We start from the raw sequence: 17219 nt of genomic DNA on the forward strand, positions 1-17219 counted from the left end.
AACCTACCACCTAAAACCTTCAGCAATTCTAGACCACGAGATGTACCTAACCGAGTAGCACCAACAGAAATTAGATCCACTGCTTGCTCATAAGTTTTAATTCCTCCAGCAGCTTTAATTCCCACATTAGTCTTGGTCATTTCTTTGAGCAATTGTACATCCGCCACTGTTGCTCCACCATACCATCCCGTATTAGTAACAATAAAGGCCACACCAGAATCCATTAAGACCTCTGTCGCTAATCGCTTTTCTGCTTCTGTAAGTAATGCCATCTCTAAAATGGCCTTAACTGCTTTACCAGTTTCCTCAGAAATTTCCGCAATTTCCCGATGTAATTCATTAGTTTGGCCTGTTTTGACTTGACTCAAATTAATCATCACATCTAATTCTGAAGCGCCATTTTCTACTGCTTCTGAAGCTTCATATAATTTAGCTTTACCAGTAGTTTGACCATGAGGAAAACCAATTACAGTACAAACTTTTGGATGTTTGCCATGAAGAAGTTCAGCTACTTGTTTGACGTAGTAAGGATATACGCAAACAGATGGAAACTTAAATTTTTCAGCGTCCGTACAGAATGTTGAAACTTGTTCTGGGGTTGCGGTAATTGTTAATAAAGAGTGGTCAATAAAAGGGGAAATATCTATAAGTTCCGGCTGCTCTACAGCCATTTTTTTCTCTCCCAAAATATAGTTTCATTAATGGATAATGGATAATTAATAATTACCTCCGATTTTAACCGTTCTTGATTGAATATAAGGAATATTCTCTTTTTTTTCCCTTAGAAGGGGAGGCTTTAAACCAGAATTATTTAATTATTAATTATTAATTATTCGGTCAAATTCAATTATTAAATTAATATTAATTAAGCAGAAAATGGTTACTTATAAGAGGTTGTCTGAGAAGTCCAATATGCTACATCCAAGCTCCCGTGCATCCCCCAATCTTGGGGGACTTTTAGAAGTAAATTGAATCTTGTTCCCCCCAAAGTTGGGGGGCTAGGGGGGCAAAATTCAGTATCAAAAAACTTTTCAGATATCCTCTAAATATGACTTTTAAGATATAAGGTTTTTCACCAGAGGTGAGGTACAGTTGCCCTTTTCTTTGCTGTTTCTTGTTATCTAAAACCTAGTACAGAATAGCGGAAATAATTGACCAGTTAAAAAATCCTAAAATAATTACAAACCAATACTTTTGACTTTTAACTTTTGACTTTTAACTTCCGTGTAGCGGCAGTAGTGTCAGGGAGACGCACCCAGGCGTCTCAACAAAAGTTATCTTAACAGCTTCTTAATGAATAATAGACTTAGAAAGACACTAATTGACAACAAATTCAAATTACAATAAAGCAATAAAGATTAATAGCGGGAACGTCTTTTCCTTTGTTTTTGTAAAGCCATTGCTTTACGCTTCCGTTTTTCAATGGGTGTCTCAAAGTGGCGATGTTTTTTCATGTCTGGGAATATTCCAGCTTGAGAAACTTGTCGTTTAAATCGACGTAATGCAGATTCAATTCCTTCATTTTCTCCTAGTATCACTTGGGTCATCTATGCATTATCCTCCTAATAGATATTTTTACTTTATTTTTGTTTTGTGGAGCAAAAGCAGTTATTCTTTGCTAGTTCAATTAATAGAAAGCAAGGTTAGCCAATTGTGGCTACTACTTTAAATAGCTCTAACAGATTCAATTGACATCTCCAGGGGTTGAAACACCCTGGATTCTGTGGTTAGTCCACCGCAAATGGGATAAATCCACATTTGCTTCAAGCCTATCAACAAACTCCTATACTCCTCGGCATAGACCGAAATCTAGCTGTGAGCTTACCTTTTTTTGTAGCTTTGGGATTTGACGATGGGTTAAAACCCGCGTGTCATTATTCAACCAGGGGATAAATAACCCTCGCTAACTTTCTCCCGTCATTTTTTAGGTTTTAGTATATTAGCATAAATTATCTAATGTTTAAATAAGGAAGAAGGAAATGGTCTAATTGTGGTATGATTGAAATTAATACTTAAAGCACTCCCTACTGACCGTGAGGTACACATCTAGCGGGCAAGATGCCCGCACTACAATAATTTTACCATTCACGCCTTGTAGATCATTTGCCCAAAATATGCTGTATAAGTTATTAGTTGTCAGAAAATTTGGTTTTTCAGAATAATTATTTTTTTTACGATGTGTGGCAGTGGGAGCATCTTGCTCCCGTGCTAGTGCCGCTACGCGGAAGTCAGAAGTCAGAAGTCAGAAGTATTGATTGGTAAGGCTTTTAGGATTTTGTAACTGGTCAGTGGAGCGTAACGCACCATTTTTGATGTTGCCTGGTGCGCTACGCTATTGTGCTTGAGTACCCCACTCTCTAATGATACAGCGGATTACACTTTAGTACAATCACGCGAGCAAGATGCTCGCACTGATAAGATTTAATTATTAATATCTGTACTTCATATACTTGGAATTTGCTGTAAATCTCAAAATCTCGGAAATGTTGTTTCAACTATTCCCTGCTATTGAAACTGACTGAATAACCAAGTGTAAACTTGAGCTTGATTTTCTTGACGACTGCGTTGCAGTGCTTCTTGCAATAAAGAAATTGCTAACCCTGGCAAAACTTGAGACTGGTTAATTCTTTGACTACCCCCATTGGCAATAGCAAAGGCAATAATTTCTACCTTCTGTACGTCAATTATCCAATATTCAGCAACATTCATTGTTTCATATAGCAAACGCTTTTCGCCTTTATCATCTGCTAGGGAGGTATTCGCAACTTCAATAACTAGATTTGGTGGAGGATAAATATCTAGGTTAACCATAGAGGTTCCCCAAGGAACGACGTCAGCATTTTCGCCAATGTAATAGGAAAGATCGGGTTGAGTTGCTTGACATCCTGTTTTGCTGTAAGTGCAATTATCTTTACCAGTCAGGGTGATGCTTTTCGTGACGGTAAAGAGGGTAATTGCTGCGACGACAAGTACATGGTCGTTAGAATGATCGCTTCCTAATGGTGACATTTCGATTCTGAGTCCTCCGTTGTGGTAGTAAACTTTGGCTTTTTCGTAACTTGGGTCTTCAATAATTTGAATGTATTCTTCCCAAGTTGCTGTTATCCAAGTGTCTGTGGGTAGTTCGGTTTGGGTTTTGTTCATGGGTTTTGTGGGAAAAGTTGAAAAGGTGTATTGTTTATTATAGTCAAAACTGGCGATCGCTCTTTTAAGAAAAATGCTTTAGTTTTATATTTATGATCGCTCGACAGTTCTTTCTCGCACTGCTTGACGAATTTCATCCCAGTCTTGTGCAGTCATGGGTTTGGCAGTGCCAGACTCTATACCTTGGATTAACTTTGTTTCTAAGGGTTGCTTGGTTTGGCGTTGTTGATCTTGCTGCACTAGGAGCATAAAATACTCGCTGGCGTTTTTATAACTACCAAGTCGTAGTTGTTCTTCGACGTAGACTTGCAGGGAGTCGGGTAGAGAAATTATTATGTTTTCCATACCCTCGAATAATTATGAAGTTAATATTGTAGCGTTTTTGAGGAAGGTCTTAATCGCAAAGATGCTTTCTGTATAGTACGGCGTTGGTGATGCGTGGCTATGATTGTGCTTTAATGGCTATTGCCTAACTATTAACTGAAAAGCATTTTATATTGCCAAATTTAGGTTTCATGGCTTGATTCACCAACACCCTATATTGTAGGGGTTTAATTGTTATTCGCCCCTACACATTATATGATGATTAAAAATTATGTTACTCCGAAGTCAACGGATTTGATATTATTAGCACCTCCAGCTAAAGCCAGAGATTGTAGAATGTAAATGCTCACTGAGGGTTAGAATACTTAGAATGCAGTTTCAGTAGTTCCACCTTTCTCCAATATTTTCAGTTGACGTTCAAGCTGCTGAACTTTATCTGTTAAGCTAGCAGTTGTTTTCAGTTGACTTTCAAGCTGCTGAACTTTATCTGTTAAGCTAGCAGTTGTTTTCAGTTGACTTTCAAGCTGCTGAACTTGAGCTGTTAAGCTAGCAGTTGTTTTCAGTTGACTTTCAAGCTCTTGAACTCGATATCTTAGTTTTACATAATCATTAATTATAAATATTATCGGTACTAATATTAGAGGAAGAACCATTAATTGCCCAAGAGTAATTGAGAATTTGCTATTCTCTGGATTATTTGACAAATTTTCGTTATTCATAGTCTTAAAAATACTTAAATCTAGTGATCTAGTTACCAATAAAATCTCTTCTCACTTTATCTAAATTACTTGGTTGATAAATTTTTAGACTTGAGTACTTCCTGAATTCTGCTTGAAAAATTCTCCTAAGTTGTTGTTCAATCTCAGTTTCTGAACCAGTTAATTTTTCTATAGCTAGTCTCTCACAAGTGTTTGTAAATGCCATTCCAGAGACTGCAGTAAATGTAGCAGCACCACTCGCTGCAAAAATTGAAATTCCAGGAAAGGTAGAACTAAATAGGTCAACCAAACCATCAGTAACAAGTGTGAGCACACCCCCTGCAGTCATTCCTGATATTGCTAGTAACCACCTCTGATTAGTATGACCATATAGAACTATAATTTGACTATACATATAGCCCAATGCTCCTATTGCCGCAGTAGGAGCAGTTAGGGGGATAGGAACTGCTCCTACACCGAAGCAGGCCAATGAAGCTTCTCTAACATATGTCCATGCCAGCTCTTTCTTAGATTTAATATCTACTGTTTGAGCTACAATAAAAGCGTCTACATAAATTTTTGGTAACAGTTTTGTTGTGATCTCAATTAGCTCTTTCATTCCAAAAGGTTTGCAAATTTGCTCTCCATTAGGTAAAATTAGAGGTTCTGCACCAACTTCAACAGTTTTGTAAACCTTGCTAAACTCAGTTTTTTCAATTGCCTTTTTGATATCCTCTTTCTGATGTGGTTGAGCAATATCGGATTTGGAAAGAAGAATAATTGCTGGAACATTATTTTGATTAATCTCTTCAAGAATATCTATATCAGCTTGCGTTAATCTTGCTGTTGAAGCATTTATTAAATACCAAATAAGATGGATTTGTTCTTCTTTCCCTAAATGTTTTTTTTTATTCAAGAAATCAATTGTCTCTTTGACAAAATCTTTTTCCCCAATCCCTGGTTCATAACCTGGTGAATCGTACAAATTCACTGGTAAATCTATACCAAAATCACTAGGAGAATACTTAGTATAATCTTTAGTTATTGCCCGACCAGCACCAGCAATAGTTATGTTCATCCCAAAAATTTTATTGATTAAAGAACTTTTGCCAACTCCTGTCAGTCCTATCACGGCAATATTTGGAGCAGATAAGTTCTCTATATATTTTTTTACCTCGTTGCTTAAGTCTAAGTTCTCTATATATTTTTTTAGGTCGTTCTCATAGTTAACCATTATTTACATTTCTCTTAATTTTTAGAAAAGACAAAATTTTACTAATAAACTTAGTATACGCCATATATAGCATATTTGTCTCAGTCCTGTCAAAATTAGGTATTTATGCAAATCAACTCAGTTGCAAGGAAAAGTCTTCACCAAGTTATATCTTGTGATTGATAAAATCTGTTCCCACTCTGTCTAAATCATTTGGTTTAGACACTTGTAGACTTGAGGAGTTCCTGAATTCTTCTTGGAAAATTTCCCTGATTTTTTGCTTAATCTCACCTTCTGAATCACTTAACTTTTCTATAGCAAGTCTCTCACAAGTTTTTGTAAATGCTATTCCAGACGCTGCGGTAAATACTGCTGCAGTTCCCCCCGTCAGAGCTGAAATTCCGGGAAAGGTAAGACTAAACACGTCAAGCAAAGCATTAGTAACAACTGTCCGCACACCTCCTAAAGTTATTCCTGATATTGCTAGTAATAAAGCCCTATTAGTATGACCATATGCAACAATAATTCGATTATACATATAGCCCAATGCTCCTATTGCTCCAGTAGGAGAACTGAGTGGAATAGGAATTGCCCCTACACCGAAGCAAGCTATTGAAGCTTCTCGAATGTATTTCCATGCCAGTTTTCTCTTAGATTCAATATCTACTATTTGAGCTACTATAAGAGCATCTGAATAAGTTTTTGGTAACAGTTCTGATGTGAGATTAACTAACTCTTTCATACCAAAAGGTTCACAAATGTACTCCCCATTAGGTAAAGTTAGGGGGGAGGCAGCAACTTCAACAATTTTGTAAACCTTACTAAACATAGTTTCTTCAATTGCCTTTTTGACTTGCTCTTTCTCAGCTGGTTGAGCAATATCACATTTGGAAAGAACAATAATTGCTGGAATATGATTATGATTAATTTTTTCAATAATATCTATATCAGCTTGCGTTAATCTTGCTGTCGAAGCATTTATTAAATACCAAAGAATATGGATTTGTTCTTCTTTACCTTGGCGATTTTTATATTTCAAAAAATCGATTGTTTTTTTGACAAAAGCTCCTTGCTCAATTCCTGGTTCATAACCTGGTGAATCGTACAAGCTTACTGGTAAATCTATATCAAAAGCACTGGGAGAATACTTAGTATATTCAGTAGTTATTGCCCTACCAGCACCAGTAGTAGCTATGTTATTGCCAAAAATTTTATTGATTAAAGAACTTTTACCAACTCCTGTCAACCCAATCACAGCAATATTTGGAGCAGATAAGTTGTCTAGAACTTTTTTTATCTCATTTTCTTGTTCAATCATTGTTTACGTTCTCCTAACTTTATTATTGAAACAAAATGTCACTAATTTATTGGTATGATTTATATACCTATACTATAATATACTATTTATATAAATTCTGTCAAAATCATACTTAAAATAACTCAATACTTCCCATAACTGCCAACTCAAACCTAATAAAAACTACCATGAAATTTATCAATCCCAAGGTCGATTATGCCTTTAAAAAAATCTTTGGCTCTGAACAAAGCAAAGATATCTTAATCAGCTTTCTCAATGCCATAATTTATGGAGGCAAAAAAGTTATTCAATCTCTAACAATTCTTAATCCCTTTAATCCCGGTCAATTAATCAGTTTAAAAGACACTTATTTAGATATAAAAGCAGTTTTAGTAGATGGCTCAATTGTAGTTATTGAAATGCAAGTTGCTAGAATGGCTGGTTTCAATAAACGAGTAGCTTACAATCTGGCTAAAGCTTATGCCAATCAGTTAGAAACAGGAGAGGATTATCTGCTACTAAATCCAGCCATAGCCGTGACAATTACAGATTTTATTCTGTTTGAAAAAAAGGATAATTTTATCAATAAGTTTGTATTTAAGGAGGAAACTAAAAATTTTGAATGTCTCGACAAACAATTACGATTAATTTTCTTAGAATTGCCGAAATTTAAGAAGGCTTTATCTGAGTTAAACAGTTTGACTGATAAATGGATTTATTTTCTGAAAGAGGCTAACAGATTGGATAGTATTCCAGAAAATTTAGGAGAAGTTTCTGAAATAGAAAAGGCTTTAAATATTGCTAATAGAATTAATATGACAGTAGAAGAGTTAGATATAGTTGAGCGTCGAGCAATTGCAATGCAAGATGAAAGAGGGCGGATAATTTATGCGAAAGAACAAGGAGAAGAACAAGGAAGGTTGAATCAAACAATTACTCTGGTTATGCGTTTACTGAAAAAGCGTTTTGGAGAAATTCCGGCGACAATAGGTAGTCGGATTGAAGATTTACTTTTGTCTGATTTGGAAAGTTTAAATGAGGATATTTTAGATTTTAATAGTTTGGAGGATTTAGAAAGTTGGTTGCAGGAACGTTCGCCTTCTTAATGGAATAGATTAGAATCTGTTTCATTCAGATAAAAGAGGGGATGTTAAGGAAGTCAGAAGTCAGAATTTAACCCACCCCTAACCCCTCCCAGGAGGGGAAGTAGGGGATTTGAGCAAGGCTCCAAAAATATTTATTTCGCCTTAAAAGGCGGGGTTTTAGACCCAATTATTTTTATAAAAAATAGGAAGGGAAAAAGCCACCTTGACCTTAATTTTTGAATCCCCTTTTTATAGTGCTATTTTTGATAATTGAGATACAGCGAATTCCACCTTATTGAGGTATACCCCTCGCGGGCAAAATGCCCGCACTACAAACATTTAATTATTAATATTTGTACTTAATATACTTGGAATATGCTGTAAATCCTAACCAGTTTATATTAATCGTCATAACTGTTAGAAAAACTCATAATTTTTCCATCCAATTAATACAGTTTTGTAACTGTTGTTTCATGGTTTTTGGAGTGGCATAATATCGATGACCATGACCTGGTAATATCCATTCAAAATTATAAGGTATTAGTTTACTTATAGATTTAATTTGTTCTGACCAAGAATACCCACAATAACGGCGAAAGGCATAAAGTTGATTTAAATGACTAGACCAAGCTAAATGGTCGCCTGTAAATAAAAATTTTCCATATAGTAAAACTGTATGACCTTTAGTGTGACCAGGTACAGGAATAATTAATAAATCAGGACTTAGGGAAAATGGTTCTGTATTAGTTAATTTTATTTCTACATTATTAGTATCTGAAGAAATATCATCTACATGAATGATGCGATCGCAGTTAAAATGTTCTCTAAATTTTTGATGGTCTGCTACATCATCTTGATGGGTTAAATACATATATTTAATTCCTCCCATTTCTTCTAAACGCTTCACTAATGGAGGTGAAAATTGGGGTGAGTCAACTAAAATGTTTCCCTCTGGTCTGACAATAAAATAACTCGCTGCACCAAAAGATTTTTCTGAATGATATCCACAATGATAAACATTATCTGTTACTAAAATTGGCAAGGTTTGCTGAATTTTTTTGATGTCTTTTGGTGCTTCAATAGTACCGATAGAATTTGTTGGGCAAGATAGTAAAGCTTGTATTGCTTCTTGTCTTTCTTTGTCGTTTTTTGGTTGATGATAAACTGCTGATTTATCTCCACTTCGATGAAAAACTGTAGGTGACATCCAGCGACAAGTATCGCAGTCTATACAGGTACTATCAACGTATATATCACCATTAATATTTTCAGTACGTCGCAATTTAATTTTAGCCATTTTTACCTATTTTAAATTTTTGACTATCGGTTACAATTAATTTTAACATTTTTCAAAATATCTCGTGCTTTGAGGAGATTTAGTTTGTCTATTCATTGTTGGAAACAATTTTCTAGTTTGGCTGTTTAATTTACCTATCTATTTCATAAAAAATCACCATTTTTGTGGTTTTGATACCAGGGTATACTAAGATGTTAAATCGATGTAATTAATTTTCTATATCTGCTTAATTGTCTATCAAGATAGTTTTGATGGGCAGGTAATTCCAAAAAGTATTAACCAAAAATCTAAGCTTCAAAACATCTATGGATTATTTTAAAGTAGACAGATTACTAGCTTATTCAAGAATGAATAATGAAGAATCAACAATTATCTCTCCTGAAAAGGGATTGAATTGATGAAAAAAAAATTACTCTTTTTTCTCCTGGATGGGGAAAGGATTTTTACCTTAGTTATTTTCTCAAAAATGAAGAATCAACAATTATCTCTCCTGAAAAGGGATTGAATTGATGAAAAAAAAATTACTCTTTTTTCTCCTGGATGGGGAAAGGATTTTTACCTTAGTTATTTTCTCAAAAATGAAGAATTAACAATTATCTTTTCTGAAAAGGGATTGAATTGATGAAAAAAAAATTACTCTTTTTTCTCCTGGATGGGGAAAGGATTTTTACCTTAGTTATTTTCTCAAAAATGAAGAATTAACAATTATCTTTTCTGAAAAGGGATTGAATTGATGAAAAAAAAATTACTCTTTTTTCTCCTGGATGGGGAGAGAGTTTTTACTTTAGTTATTTTCTCAAAAATGAAGGATTAACAATTATCTTTTCTGAAAAGGGATTGAATTGATGAAAAAAAAATTACTCTTTTTTCTCCTGGATGGGGAAAGGATTTTTACCTTAGTTATTTTCTCAAAAATGAAGAATTAACAATTATCTTTTCTGAAAAGGCATAGAATTGATGATATTTTTTTTGCTCTTTTTTATCCTGGATGAGGAGAGAGTTTTTACCTTAATTATTCCATAAATATTGTTGTAGTATTCACGAAGGTTAGAATTTACAGAATAGTTGAAAGAAAAGAATATTTAGTCAAACCAAATTAATTTTATATTTGATGGTCTGGTTAAATAGGTAGGAAAAATTATTTTTATTTCCACGGAGAAATCATACAAGTATATTTTTTATTCCCTACTCTCTACTCCCTATTCCCTAATTACAAATGTTAAGTTAATCCAAGCACAGGTACTTATCAATAATCAACTTTCAGCTCTAGCTACCTTTTGCGATAAAATGTATAAAATTATCAAAAAATATATTTGCATAAATGCCTAATGTTGGACATAAATAAAACTCTGGCTCAAGAATTAAATATCAATTCTCAAAGTATTAAAAATTCTTTAGAACTGTTAAATACAGGAGCGACTATTCCTTTTGTGGCTCGCTATCGGAAAGAATATACAAATTCTTTGGATGAAACTCAACTGCGAAATATATGGGATAGATTTACTTATCTTCAGGAACTTGAAGAAAGAAAAAAGGTGATTCTCAAAGCAATTAATGATGCTGGCAAACTTACTGATGAATTACAGGAAAAAATTGAGTTATGTCTGCAAAAAACAGAACTTGAAGACCTTTATCTTCCCTATAAACCAAAACGACGGACGAGGGCGACTATTGCTAAAGAAAAAGGTTTAGAATCTTTGGCAGAATTTATTAAGTCTCTGAATAATCCTCAAGCAAAATCTACATCTATTGAGCAAGAAGCTGTTAAATATATTGATGAAGAAAAAGGTGTAAAAAATATAGAAGAGGCGATTCAAGGAGCATCTGATATTTTGGCAGAATCAGTGGCAGAAAAAGCTGAATTACGCTCTTATATTAGAGAATATTTTCTCAAATCTGGTTGTTTTAGTTCCAAAATTAAGGATGATTATCCAGAAGGTACAACTAAGTTTGAAATGTACCGGAATTTTCGGGTAAATGTTAAAGATATTGCTCCTCATAATATGTTGGCTTTGTTACGAGGAGAAAGTGAAGGGGTATTAAATTTAGAACTAGATTTTGACCGAGATTTTGTACTGTCTTATTTAGCAGATTCAGAAATTAAAACTAGAGTTAAAGAAGTCAGAAGTTTTTATCAGGAAATGCTCAAAGATGCTTTGAATCGTTTGATGAAAAATTCTTTAATTAATGAAGTTCGAGGGCAAAAGAAAGCTGAGGCGGATATTGAGTCAATTAAGACTTTTGAAACTAATTTAAAAGAGTTATTATTATCTCCACCAGCAGGGATGAAACCTACTTTAGGAATTGACCCAGGATTTAGAACGGGTTGCAAAGTTGCGGTGTTAGATGAAACGGGGAAATTCTTAAAATATCAAGCAATATTTCCCCATAAATCTGCGGCGGAAAAACAACAAGCTACTACAACTATTAAGCAGTTAATTCAAAAGTACAAAATTGAACTTATTGCTATTGGTAATGGTACCGCAGGAAGAGAAACAGATGAATTTATGAATGAAGTAATTTCTACTTTAGATAAAAAGCCAATAAAAGTCATAGTAAATGAATCTGGTGCTTCAATTTATTCTGCTTCAAAAGTAGCCATAGAAGAATTTCCAGAATTAGATATTACAGTGCGGGGAGCTATTAGTATTGGTAGACGTTTACAAGACCCTTTAGCAGAACTGGTAAAAATCGACCCGAAGTCTATTGGAGTCGGTCAATATCAACATGATGTAGACCAAAAATTGTTGAAAAAAAAGTTAGATGAGACAGTAGAAAGTTGTGTCAATTATGTGGGAGTAGATTTGAATACTGCTTCAAAAGAACTACTAATTTTTGTTTCTGGTATGAGTTCCACAGTAGCCAAAAATTTAGTTAAATATCGAAATGAAAATGGAGCTTTTAAGAATCGTAAAGAAATTTTGAAAGTGTCAAAATTGGGAGGGAAAACTTTTGAACTTTGTGCTGGTTTTTTACGAATTAGAAGTGGTGAAAATCCTTTAGATAATACGGCAGTACATCCAGAAAGTTATTCAGTTGTAGAAAATATAGCTCAAGATTTAGCTGTATCGATAAATCAGATTAATCAAATCTCAAATAGAGTAAAATCTCTAGATTTAAAAAAGTATATAACCGATAAAATTGGCGAACCAACACTAAAAGATATTATCAGTGAATTGGAAAAACCAGGACGCGATCCTAGAGCAGAATTTAAGTATGCAACTTTTAGAGAAGGTATTAAAGAAATTAAAGATTTAGAAGTAGGAATGGAGTTAGAAGGAATAGTAACTAATGTGGCAAATTTTGGAGCTTTTGTTGATGTGGGAGTACATCAAGATGGGTTAGTACATATCTCTCAATTGGCAGATTATTTTGTTAAAGATCCAAAGCAAGTTGTGAAAGTTGGGCAAGTAGTAAAAGTAAGAGTTTTGGAAATAAATGAAAAGTTAAAAAGAATTGGTTTATCCATGCGAAAGTAAGTTTAAATAGGAGTCAGGAGTCAGGAGTCAGGAGTCAGGAGGAAAGAAAGAATAAAGAGGAGGAAAAATAGAAATTTTTTTTATCACTAACTATCCGGACATGATAACTATTAACGCAGTTCTGACCTTATAGCAAGGGTGATAAATGTGGTAGTCCTGCATGGTAATGGTAGAAGATATATATTTTTTAATTTCTCCCACACTCCCAATCCCCCAATCTCCCCATCTCCCCATCTCCCCATCTCCCCATCTCTCAATCTCCCCATCTCCCCATCCCCCCATCTCCCCATCCCCCCACACTCTCTCTACCATTACTATGCACCACCACCATAAATGTTTGTGACAAATGGTAGGGACGTTGCATGCAACGTCCCTACGAAAGAAGGAAGAGGGAAGAAGGAAGAAGGGGTAAATATTGAAAAAAATGGAAAAAAGATAGATATAACTATCTCAAATGAACTGGAGCAGCTATTTTTAAGTATATCCGATCAATATCTACCTTTTTGTAGCATTCTTTTTTCACGCTTGGTATTATGAGGCTAACTGATAACTGTTAACTGATAACTGATAACTGAAATGAAGGTGGTGGTGCATTGTAATTATTTTTGTTGTAAGCATTCAGCTATTAGCTGTCAGCTAGCCTCCTCCGGAGGAACTGCGGACTTCAGCAACAAGACTCTCTGATATAGGACAGTGTTTAAATTAACAACTGACTTTAAGAGCAAGAGAGCTAACTTTTGTAGTAAGAGAATTAATAAAGCTTTTATTCTAAACTAAAAGCAATAGCTGTTAACGCAGTTCCTCCGATAGGAGGCTAGCTGATTGCTGACGGCTGAATGCTTACTTTTTGTTACCAGACAAATAGTGGGAGCATCTTGCTCCCGTACTCTTGTTCAATAATAAAAAATAAAATCAATTATCACACAGAAGTTACCGAATAATTAATAATGAATAATTAATAATGAATAATTAAGAGTTGATAGTTAATAATTATTCATTCAACAATTCACGCCTTATAGAATATTTGTATACCGCAAAACTTCAAAAAACATCTATTTATATTTGTATTCTTAATAAATAAATTATAAATAGGTGAGCATAAATAAAGGCAATATTAAGGAGGGGGTTTTTAGAACTCGTAAGCGCTAAATTATTTATAGATAATAAATCAATCCAAATGCGAGAAATAAAAATTAAATCAATCATATCATGTCCGGATAATTAGTAATTAGTTATGAAAAAAAACTATCCTGTCTATACAGGGCAAATCTTTTGATTTTCCCTATTCCCAAATTCCCCTCCTGGGAGGGGGAGGGGGAGGGGCGAGGGGTGGGTCCCTACTCCCTAATCACTTATAAATAATTATTCAACCGGACATAATATCAAATCAAATGATTACAAAATTAACTGATGAATTTATACCAGTCTATGGACCAGTAAAATCTTGGCGATATGGTCGCTCTCTAGGAATAGACCCCATAGGCAAAGTTTCTACCTGTTCCTTCAATTGTGTTTACTGTCAATTAGGAGAAATAGAACAAAGAATAAACGATCGCTCAGTCTATGTTTCTACCACAGAAATATTATTAAGTCTGCAAAAATTTGCGCCGTGGGATGTGGATATTATTACTCTGAGTGGCAGTGGAGAACCAACATTAGCTCTGAATTTAAAAGAGATTCTACAAGAAACGAAAAAATTAACAAACAAGCCAATATTAGTATTAACAAATGGCACAACTTTAACTAATCCAGAAGTTAAATTAGCCTTAACTTTAGCAGATCGAGTATCAATCAAAATAGATGCAGTAACTCTCAAACAACTACAAGGAATTAATCGACCCGCAGAAATATTAAATCTGTCAGATATCTGGGAAAATATCAAAGATTTTCGAGATAAATATCAAGGTAAATTAGCAATTCAAACAATGATTTTATCTCCATGGAATACTCAAACCAAAGTAGAATATATTAACTTGATAAAATCTCTCAAACCAGATGAAATTCAACTTAATACCCCCACTAGACCTAAACCCATAAAACGTCAATTAGATGGCAGAGGAAATCATACAGAATATCATCCTTATGCAGTACAAAAATTAAAGTGTATTAGCCCAGAAAAGTTACAAAATTTTGCAGAAGAAATTTACAAAAATACTAACATTCCTGTTCGTTATAAACAGAAATAACATCCTGGTTGTTTGATGATAAAAAAAGCATTTAGCTATCAGCTGTCAGCTCTCAGCTCTCATAAAGGGGTTTAAATGAATATAGCCAGTTTTTGTAGTAAGTATAAATTTTGACTCAATTAGTAAAGCTTTTATCTAAAACTAAAAGCAATAGCTGAATACGAGCGCTTCCCGCAGAGAAGCACTGAAGCGCTGAATGCTTACAAAACAAGTAAATAGAAATTATGAGTAACTTAACAGCCAAATTATCAACAACAACACCAGTAGAAATTCCATCAGGATATCTCAATATTATGGGTTATGTTGATGAATCTGAAGTAAACGGTCCTGGTTGTCGTGCTGTAGTATGGGTACAAGGTTTTGACATACTCCCCGGCGTAAACGCACGGGGATTCTCCTGAAACCAGGATTCTTGGTTCAATGAGTCCACTTAAATCAGATACCTTACGATACCTAAGCCAGAGATGGTTCTCACGCCTGCGCGTTTGCTCTATTCCAAGAGCCTGTTCCCGTATGCCCTACGGTACAGTTTAAACCTAAAAAAATTGGTTCTCTGGTACTTGATGCTTAGAGCAATTCCTAAGCACAAGCATTCCTGTGCAAAACCCCATAACTCTAGTTTTCAAGGTGCAAACGCTACAAGGAACGGTAGCTATAGGTTTTTAGAGCGGTTGAATACCTTTCCGCTGTTTCGATCATAACATAAAGTCCCCCTAAAAGGGGGAGGCTTTAAACCCAATTTTTCGGTAAACGTGGATGTGCTGGATGTTTTAATCCTGATTCTTGGTCTTTTGATATTAACCAATTAATAAGTATTGAAAAACTAGCAAATAAAATACTAAATAATCCTCGAAATACAGGAGTTACATTTTCTGGAGGGGAGCCATTTTTACAAGCATCAGCACTGACAGAATTAGCAAAAACCTTAAAAGCTCGTGGTTTAAATGTAATGTCTTTTAGTGGGTTTACTCTACAAGAATTAGAATCAAAAAATGCTCCAGTAGCTGCTCAAGAATTATTATCTCAGTTAGATATTTTAATTGACGGACCATTTATAGAAACCTTAGCTATTCACTCTCCTAATTCTCTAGTTTCTTCTAGTAATCAAAGAGTGAGAGTATTTAATCCAGCATTAAAAAATCAATTAAACTGGGCAAGCGATCGCCTAGAAATTCATGTACTAAAAGATGGCAGTCGGATATTTACTGGTTATTGGGGACAATTAGGTTTAGGAGAGAATTAGGGTTTGCTGAAAAAGTCTTTTTTAAGGAGTAGGGGAGTAGGGAAGTAGGGGATAATTTTTTTGCCCAACTATGCGCTAAAAATGCGCTCCTTTTTGAGCATGAAGAACTGAAAACCATGTACTTTTTCAATATCTAAAAAGGTTAAAGCCTTTATTTGGTAATTATTTGAGATTTAATCAGCAAACCCTAATTAAAAAAACGTTGAGAGCAAAAAAATAGCAATCCTCATTCGGTAATATCATGTCCGGATAATTAGTGATAAAAAACTTTCTCCTTCTTCTCCTGTTCTTCTTCTTCCAACTTCAGTCTTCCCTCCTGACTCCTGACTCCTGACTCCTGACTCCTACGCCGTTATTTATTTATAACTGTTCAACCGGACATGATATAAAGTTTCAAACCTGAAATTGGATTGCTATATTTTTTAGTCAAAATTTACAAGTTATTAAGAATAATTACTTTGCCATTTGAATGTAGTAAAAGTAATTATCTCTTTTTCCTGATGTTACGAGCCATACTTGTGAAATCTATTTCAGAATTAGAATCACTAATACTACGAGGCTTTACAGTAGTAGGGGTAGAAGTAGAAGATTCTGTTGAACTAGAAGTAGAAGATTCTGTTGAACTAGAAGTAGAAGATTCTGTTGAACTAGAAGTAGAAGATTCTGTTGAACTAGAAGTAGAAGATTTTGTTGAACTATAAGTAGATATGCTAGAAGCATAGGAAGCAGTTTTAGTTTCTCCTATAGTTTCTTTCACTTTCATAGAAGAAGCACTCTTTTCTGTCTCTCCTTCTATCAAATTAATCTTACCTGCTGCTTTGGGATAGCTCCTCTTAACTGCAATAGATTTCCGCATAAAGTCTACATCACCAAGACTACTTGCACTATCTGCATCTAGGAAAAAATCTTCCTTTGGTTGGTTATCGTCCTGATTACCGCCAAATAGTCCAAACAATGCTCCGATAAATCCACTCATCTGTTTTTATCCTTAATGTATTATGTTGATATTTTTATGTTATTTAACACTTTATCATAATTTATCACAAAATTTCACAAAAATTCTCATAATTTTTTTTATCTGCCAAAAATCGTCAGAAGTCAAGAATAAGGAGTCATAAGTCAGGAATCAGGGACTAGGAAGATGCACCCGATGTCTAATACCATTTCTCAAAAACTTTTCTACATTTTGTTGAGTAGGGGAGTGGGTAGGGATGTTGCATGCAACGTCACTACAGGGAGAAGCAAACATAAGA

14 protein-coding genes and 1 pseudogene are annotated in these 17219 nt (G+C 34.5%); 5 read left to right on the top strand and 10 right to left on the bottom strand.

Annotated elements, in window-relative coordinates:
• The 7 genes from deoC to F6K54_RS22965 form a co-directional block, all read right to left on the bottom strand.
• The coding region (deoC, locus tag F6K54_RS22935; protein WP_293082384.1) for a deoxyribose-phosphate aldolase at positions 1 to 671 on the bottom strand (671 nt) is incomplete at its 3' end.
• A gap of 687 nt (positions 672 to 1358) precedes the next feature.
• The gene (gene rpsU / locus F6K54_RS22940) at positions 1359 to 1547 is read right to left on the bottom strand and encodes a 30S ribosomal protein S21 (protein WP_011613894.1); all 189 of its coding nucleotides are present in this window, start codon (positions 1545 to 1547) and stop codon (positions 1359 to 1361) included.
• 958 nt (positions 1548 to 2505) lie between these two features.
• Positions 2506 to 3144, bottom strand: coding sequence for a Uma2 family endonuclease (locus F6K54_RS22945; protein WP_293082385.1), 639 nt, complete (start codon positions 3142 to 3144; stop codon positions 2506 to 2508).
• A gap of 90 nt (positions 3145 to 3234) precedes the next feature.
• A complete protein-coding gene (locus F6K54_RS22950) occupies positions 3235 to 3489 on the bottom strand; it encodes a type II toxin-antitoxin system ParD family antitoxin (protein WP_293082387.1) in 255 nt (84 codons plus the stop codon).
• Between the two features lie 344 nt (positions 3490 to 3833).
• Entirely contained in the window at positions 3834 to 4226 is a 393-nt protein-coding gene (locus tag F6K54_RS22955) for a hypothetical protein (protein ID WP_293082388.1), read from the bottom strand.
• The gene (locus F6K54_RS22960; protein WP_293082390.1) at positions 4216 to 5400 is read right to left on the bottom strand and encodes a GTPase domain-containing protein; all 1185 of its coding nucleotides are present in this window, start codon (positions 5398 to 5400) and stop codon (positions 4216 to 4218) included. The genes F6K54_RS22955 and F6K54_RS22960 overlap by 11 nt, the downstream gene beginning before the upstream one ends.
• A gap of 145 nt (positions 5401 to 5545) precedes the next feature.
• Entirely contained in the window at positions 5546 to 6697 is a 1152-nt protein-coding gene (locus tag F6K54_RS22965; protein WP_293082392.1) for a GTPase family protein, read from the bottom strand.
• 167 nt (positions 6698 to 6864) lie between these two features.
• On the opposite strand from F6K54_RS22965, the gene F6K54_RS22970 reads away from it, so the two are divergent.
• Positions 6865 to 7782, top strand: coding sequence for an Rpn family recombination-promoting nuclease/putative transposase (locus F6K54_RS22970; protein WP_293082394.1), 918 nt, complete (start codon positions 6865 to 6867; stop codon positions 7780 to 7782).
• Between the two features lie 406 nt (positions 7783 to 8188).
• Here the strand turns inward: F6K54_RS22970 and F6K54_RS22975 are convergent, their stop codons facing one another.
• Positions 8189 to 9058: an MBL fold metallo-hydrolase gene (locus tag F6K54_RS22975; protein WP_293082396.1), complete on the bottom strand. Its 870-nt coding sequence runs from the start codon at positions 9056 to 9058 to the stop codon at positions 8189 to 8191.
• Positions 9059 to 10386: 1328 nt separating this feature from the next.
• Here F6K54_RS22975 and F6K54_RS22980 point away from each other — a divergent pair.
• Entirely contained in the window at positions 10387 to 12537 is a 2151-nt protein-coding gene (locus tag F6K54_RS22980; protein WP_293082398.1) for a Tex family protein, read from the top strand.
• A gap of 110 nt (positions 12538 to 12647) precedes the next feature.
• Here the strand turns inward: F6K54_RS22980 and F6K54_RS22985 are convergent, their stop codons facing one another.
• A complete protein-coding gene (locus tag F6K54_RS22985; RefSeq protein ID WP_293082400.1) occupies positions 12648 to 12827 on the bottom strand; it encodes a hypothetical protein in 180 nt (59 codons plus the stop codon).
• Positions 12828 to 13928: 1101 nt separating this feature from the next.
• Between F6K54_RS22985 and F6K54_RS22990 the strand changes: the two genes are divergently transcribed.
• The 3 genes and pseudogenes from F6K54_RS22990 to F6K54_RS23000 form a co-directional block, all read left to right on the top strand.
• On the top strand, positions 13929 to 14723 hold the full coding sequence (locus F6K54_RS22990; protein ID WP_293082402.1) for a radical SAM protein: 795 nt from the start codon (positions 13929 to 13931) through the stop codon (positions 14721 to 14723).
• Between the two features lie 224 nt (positions 14724 to 14947).
• Positions 14948 to 15124, top strand: a complete 177-nt coding sequence (locus F6K54_RS22995) for a hypothetical protein (protein WP_375341996.1) — start codon at positions 14948 to 14950, stop codon at positions 15122 to 15124.
• A gap of 365 nt (positions 15125 to 15489) precedes the next feature.
• Positions 15490 to 15966 (top strand): annotated as a pseudogene (locus F6K54_RS23000) (4Fe-4S single cluster domain-containing protein); the annotation flags it as partial.
• 484 nt (positions 15967 to 16450) lie between these two features.
• Here F6K54_RS23000 and F6K54_RS23005 read toward each other — a convergent pair.
• Entirely contained in the window at positions 16451 to 16942 is a 492-nt protein-coding gene (locus tag F6K54_RS23005) for a hypothetical protein (protein WP_293082404.1), read from the bottom strand.
• Positions 16943 to 17219: the final 277 nt, after the last annotated feature.

It is taken from the genome of Okeania sp. SIO3B5 (genome assembly GCF_010692555.1).
Lineage (GTDB): Bacteria > Cyanobacteriota > Cyanobacteriia > Cyanobacteriales > Microcoleaceae > Okeania.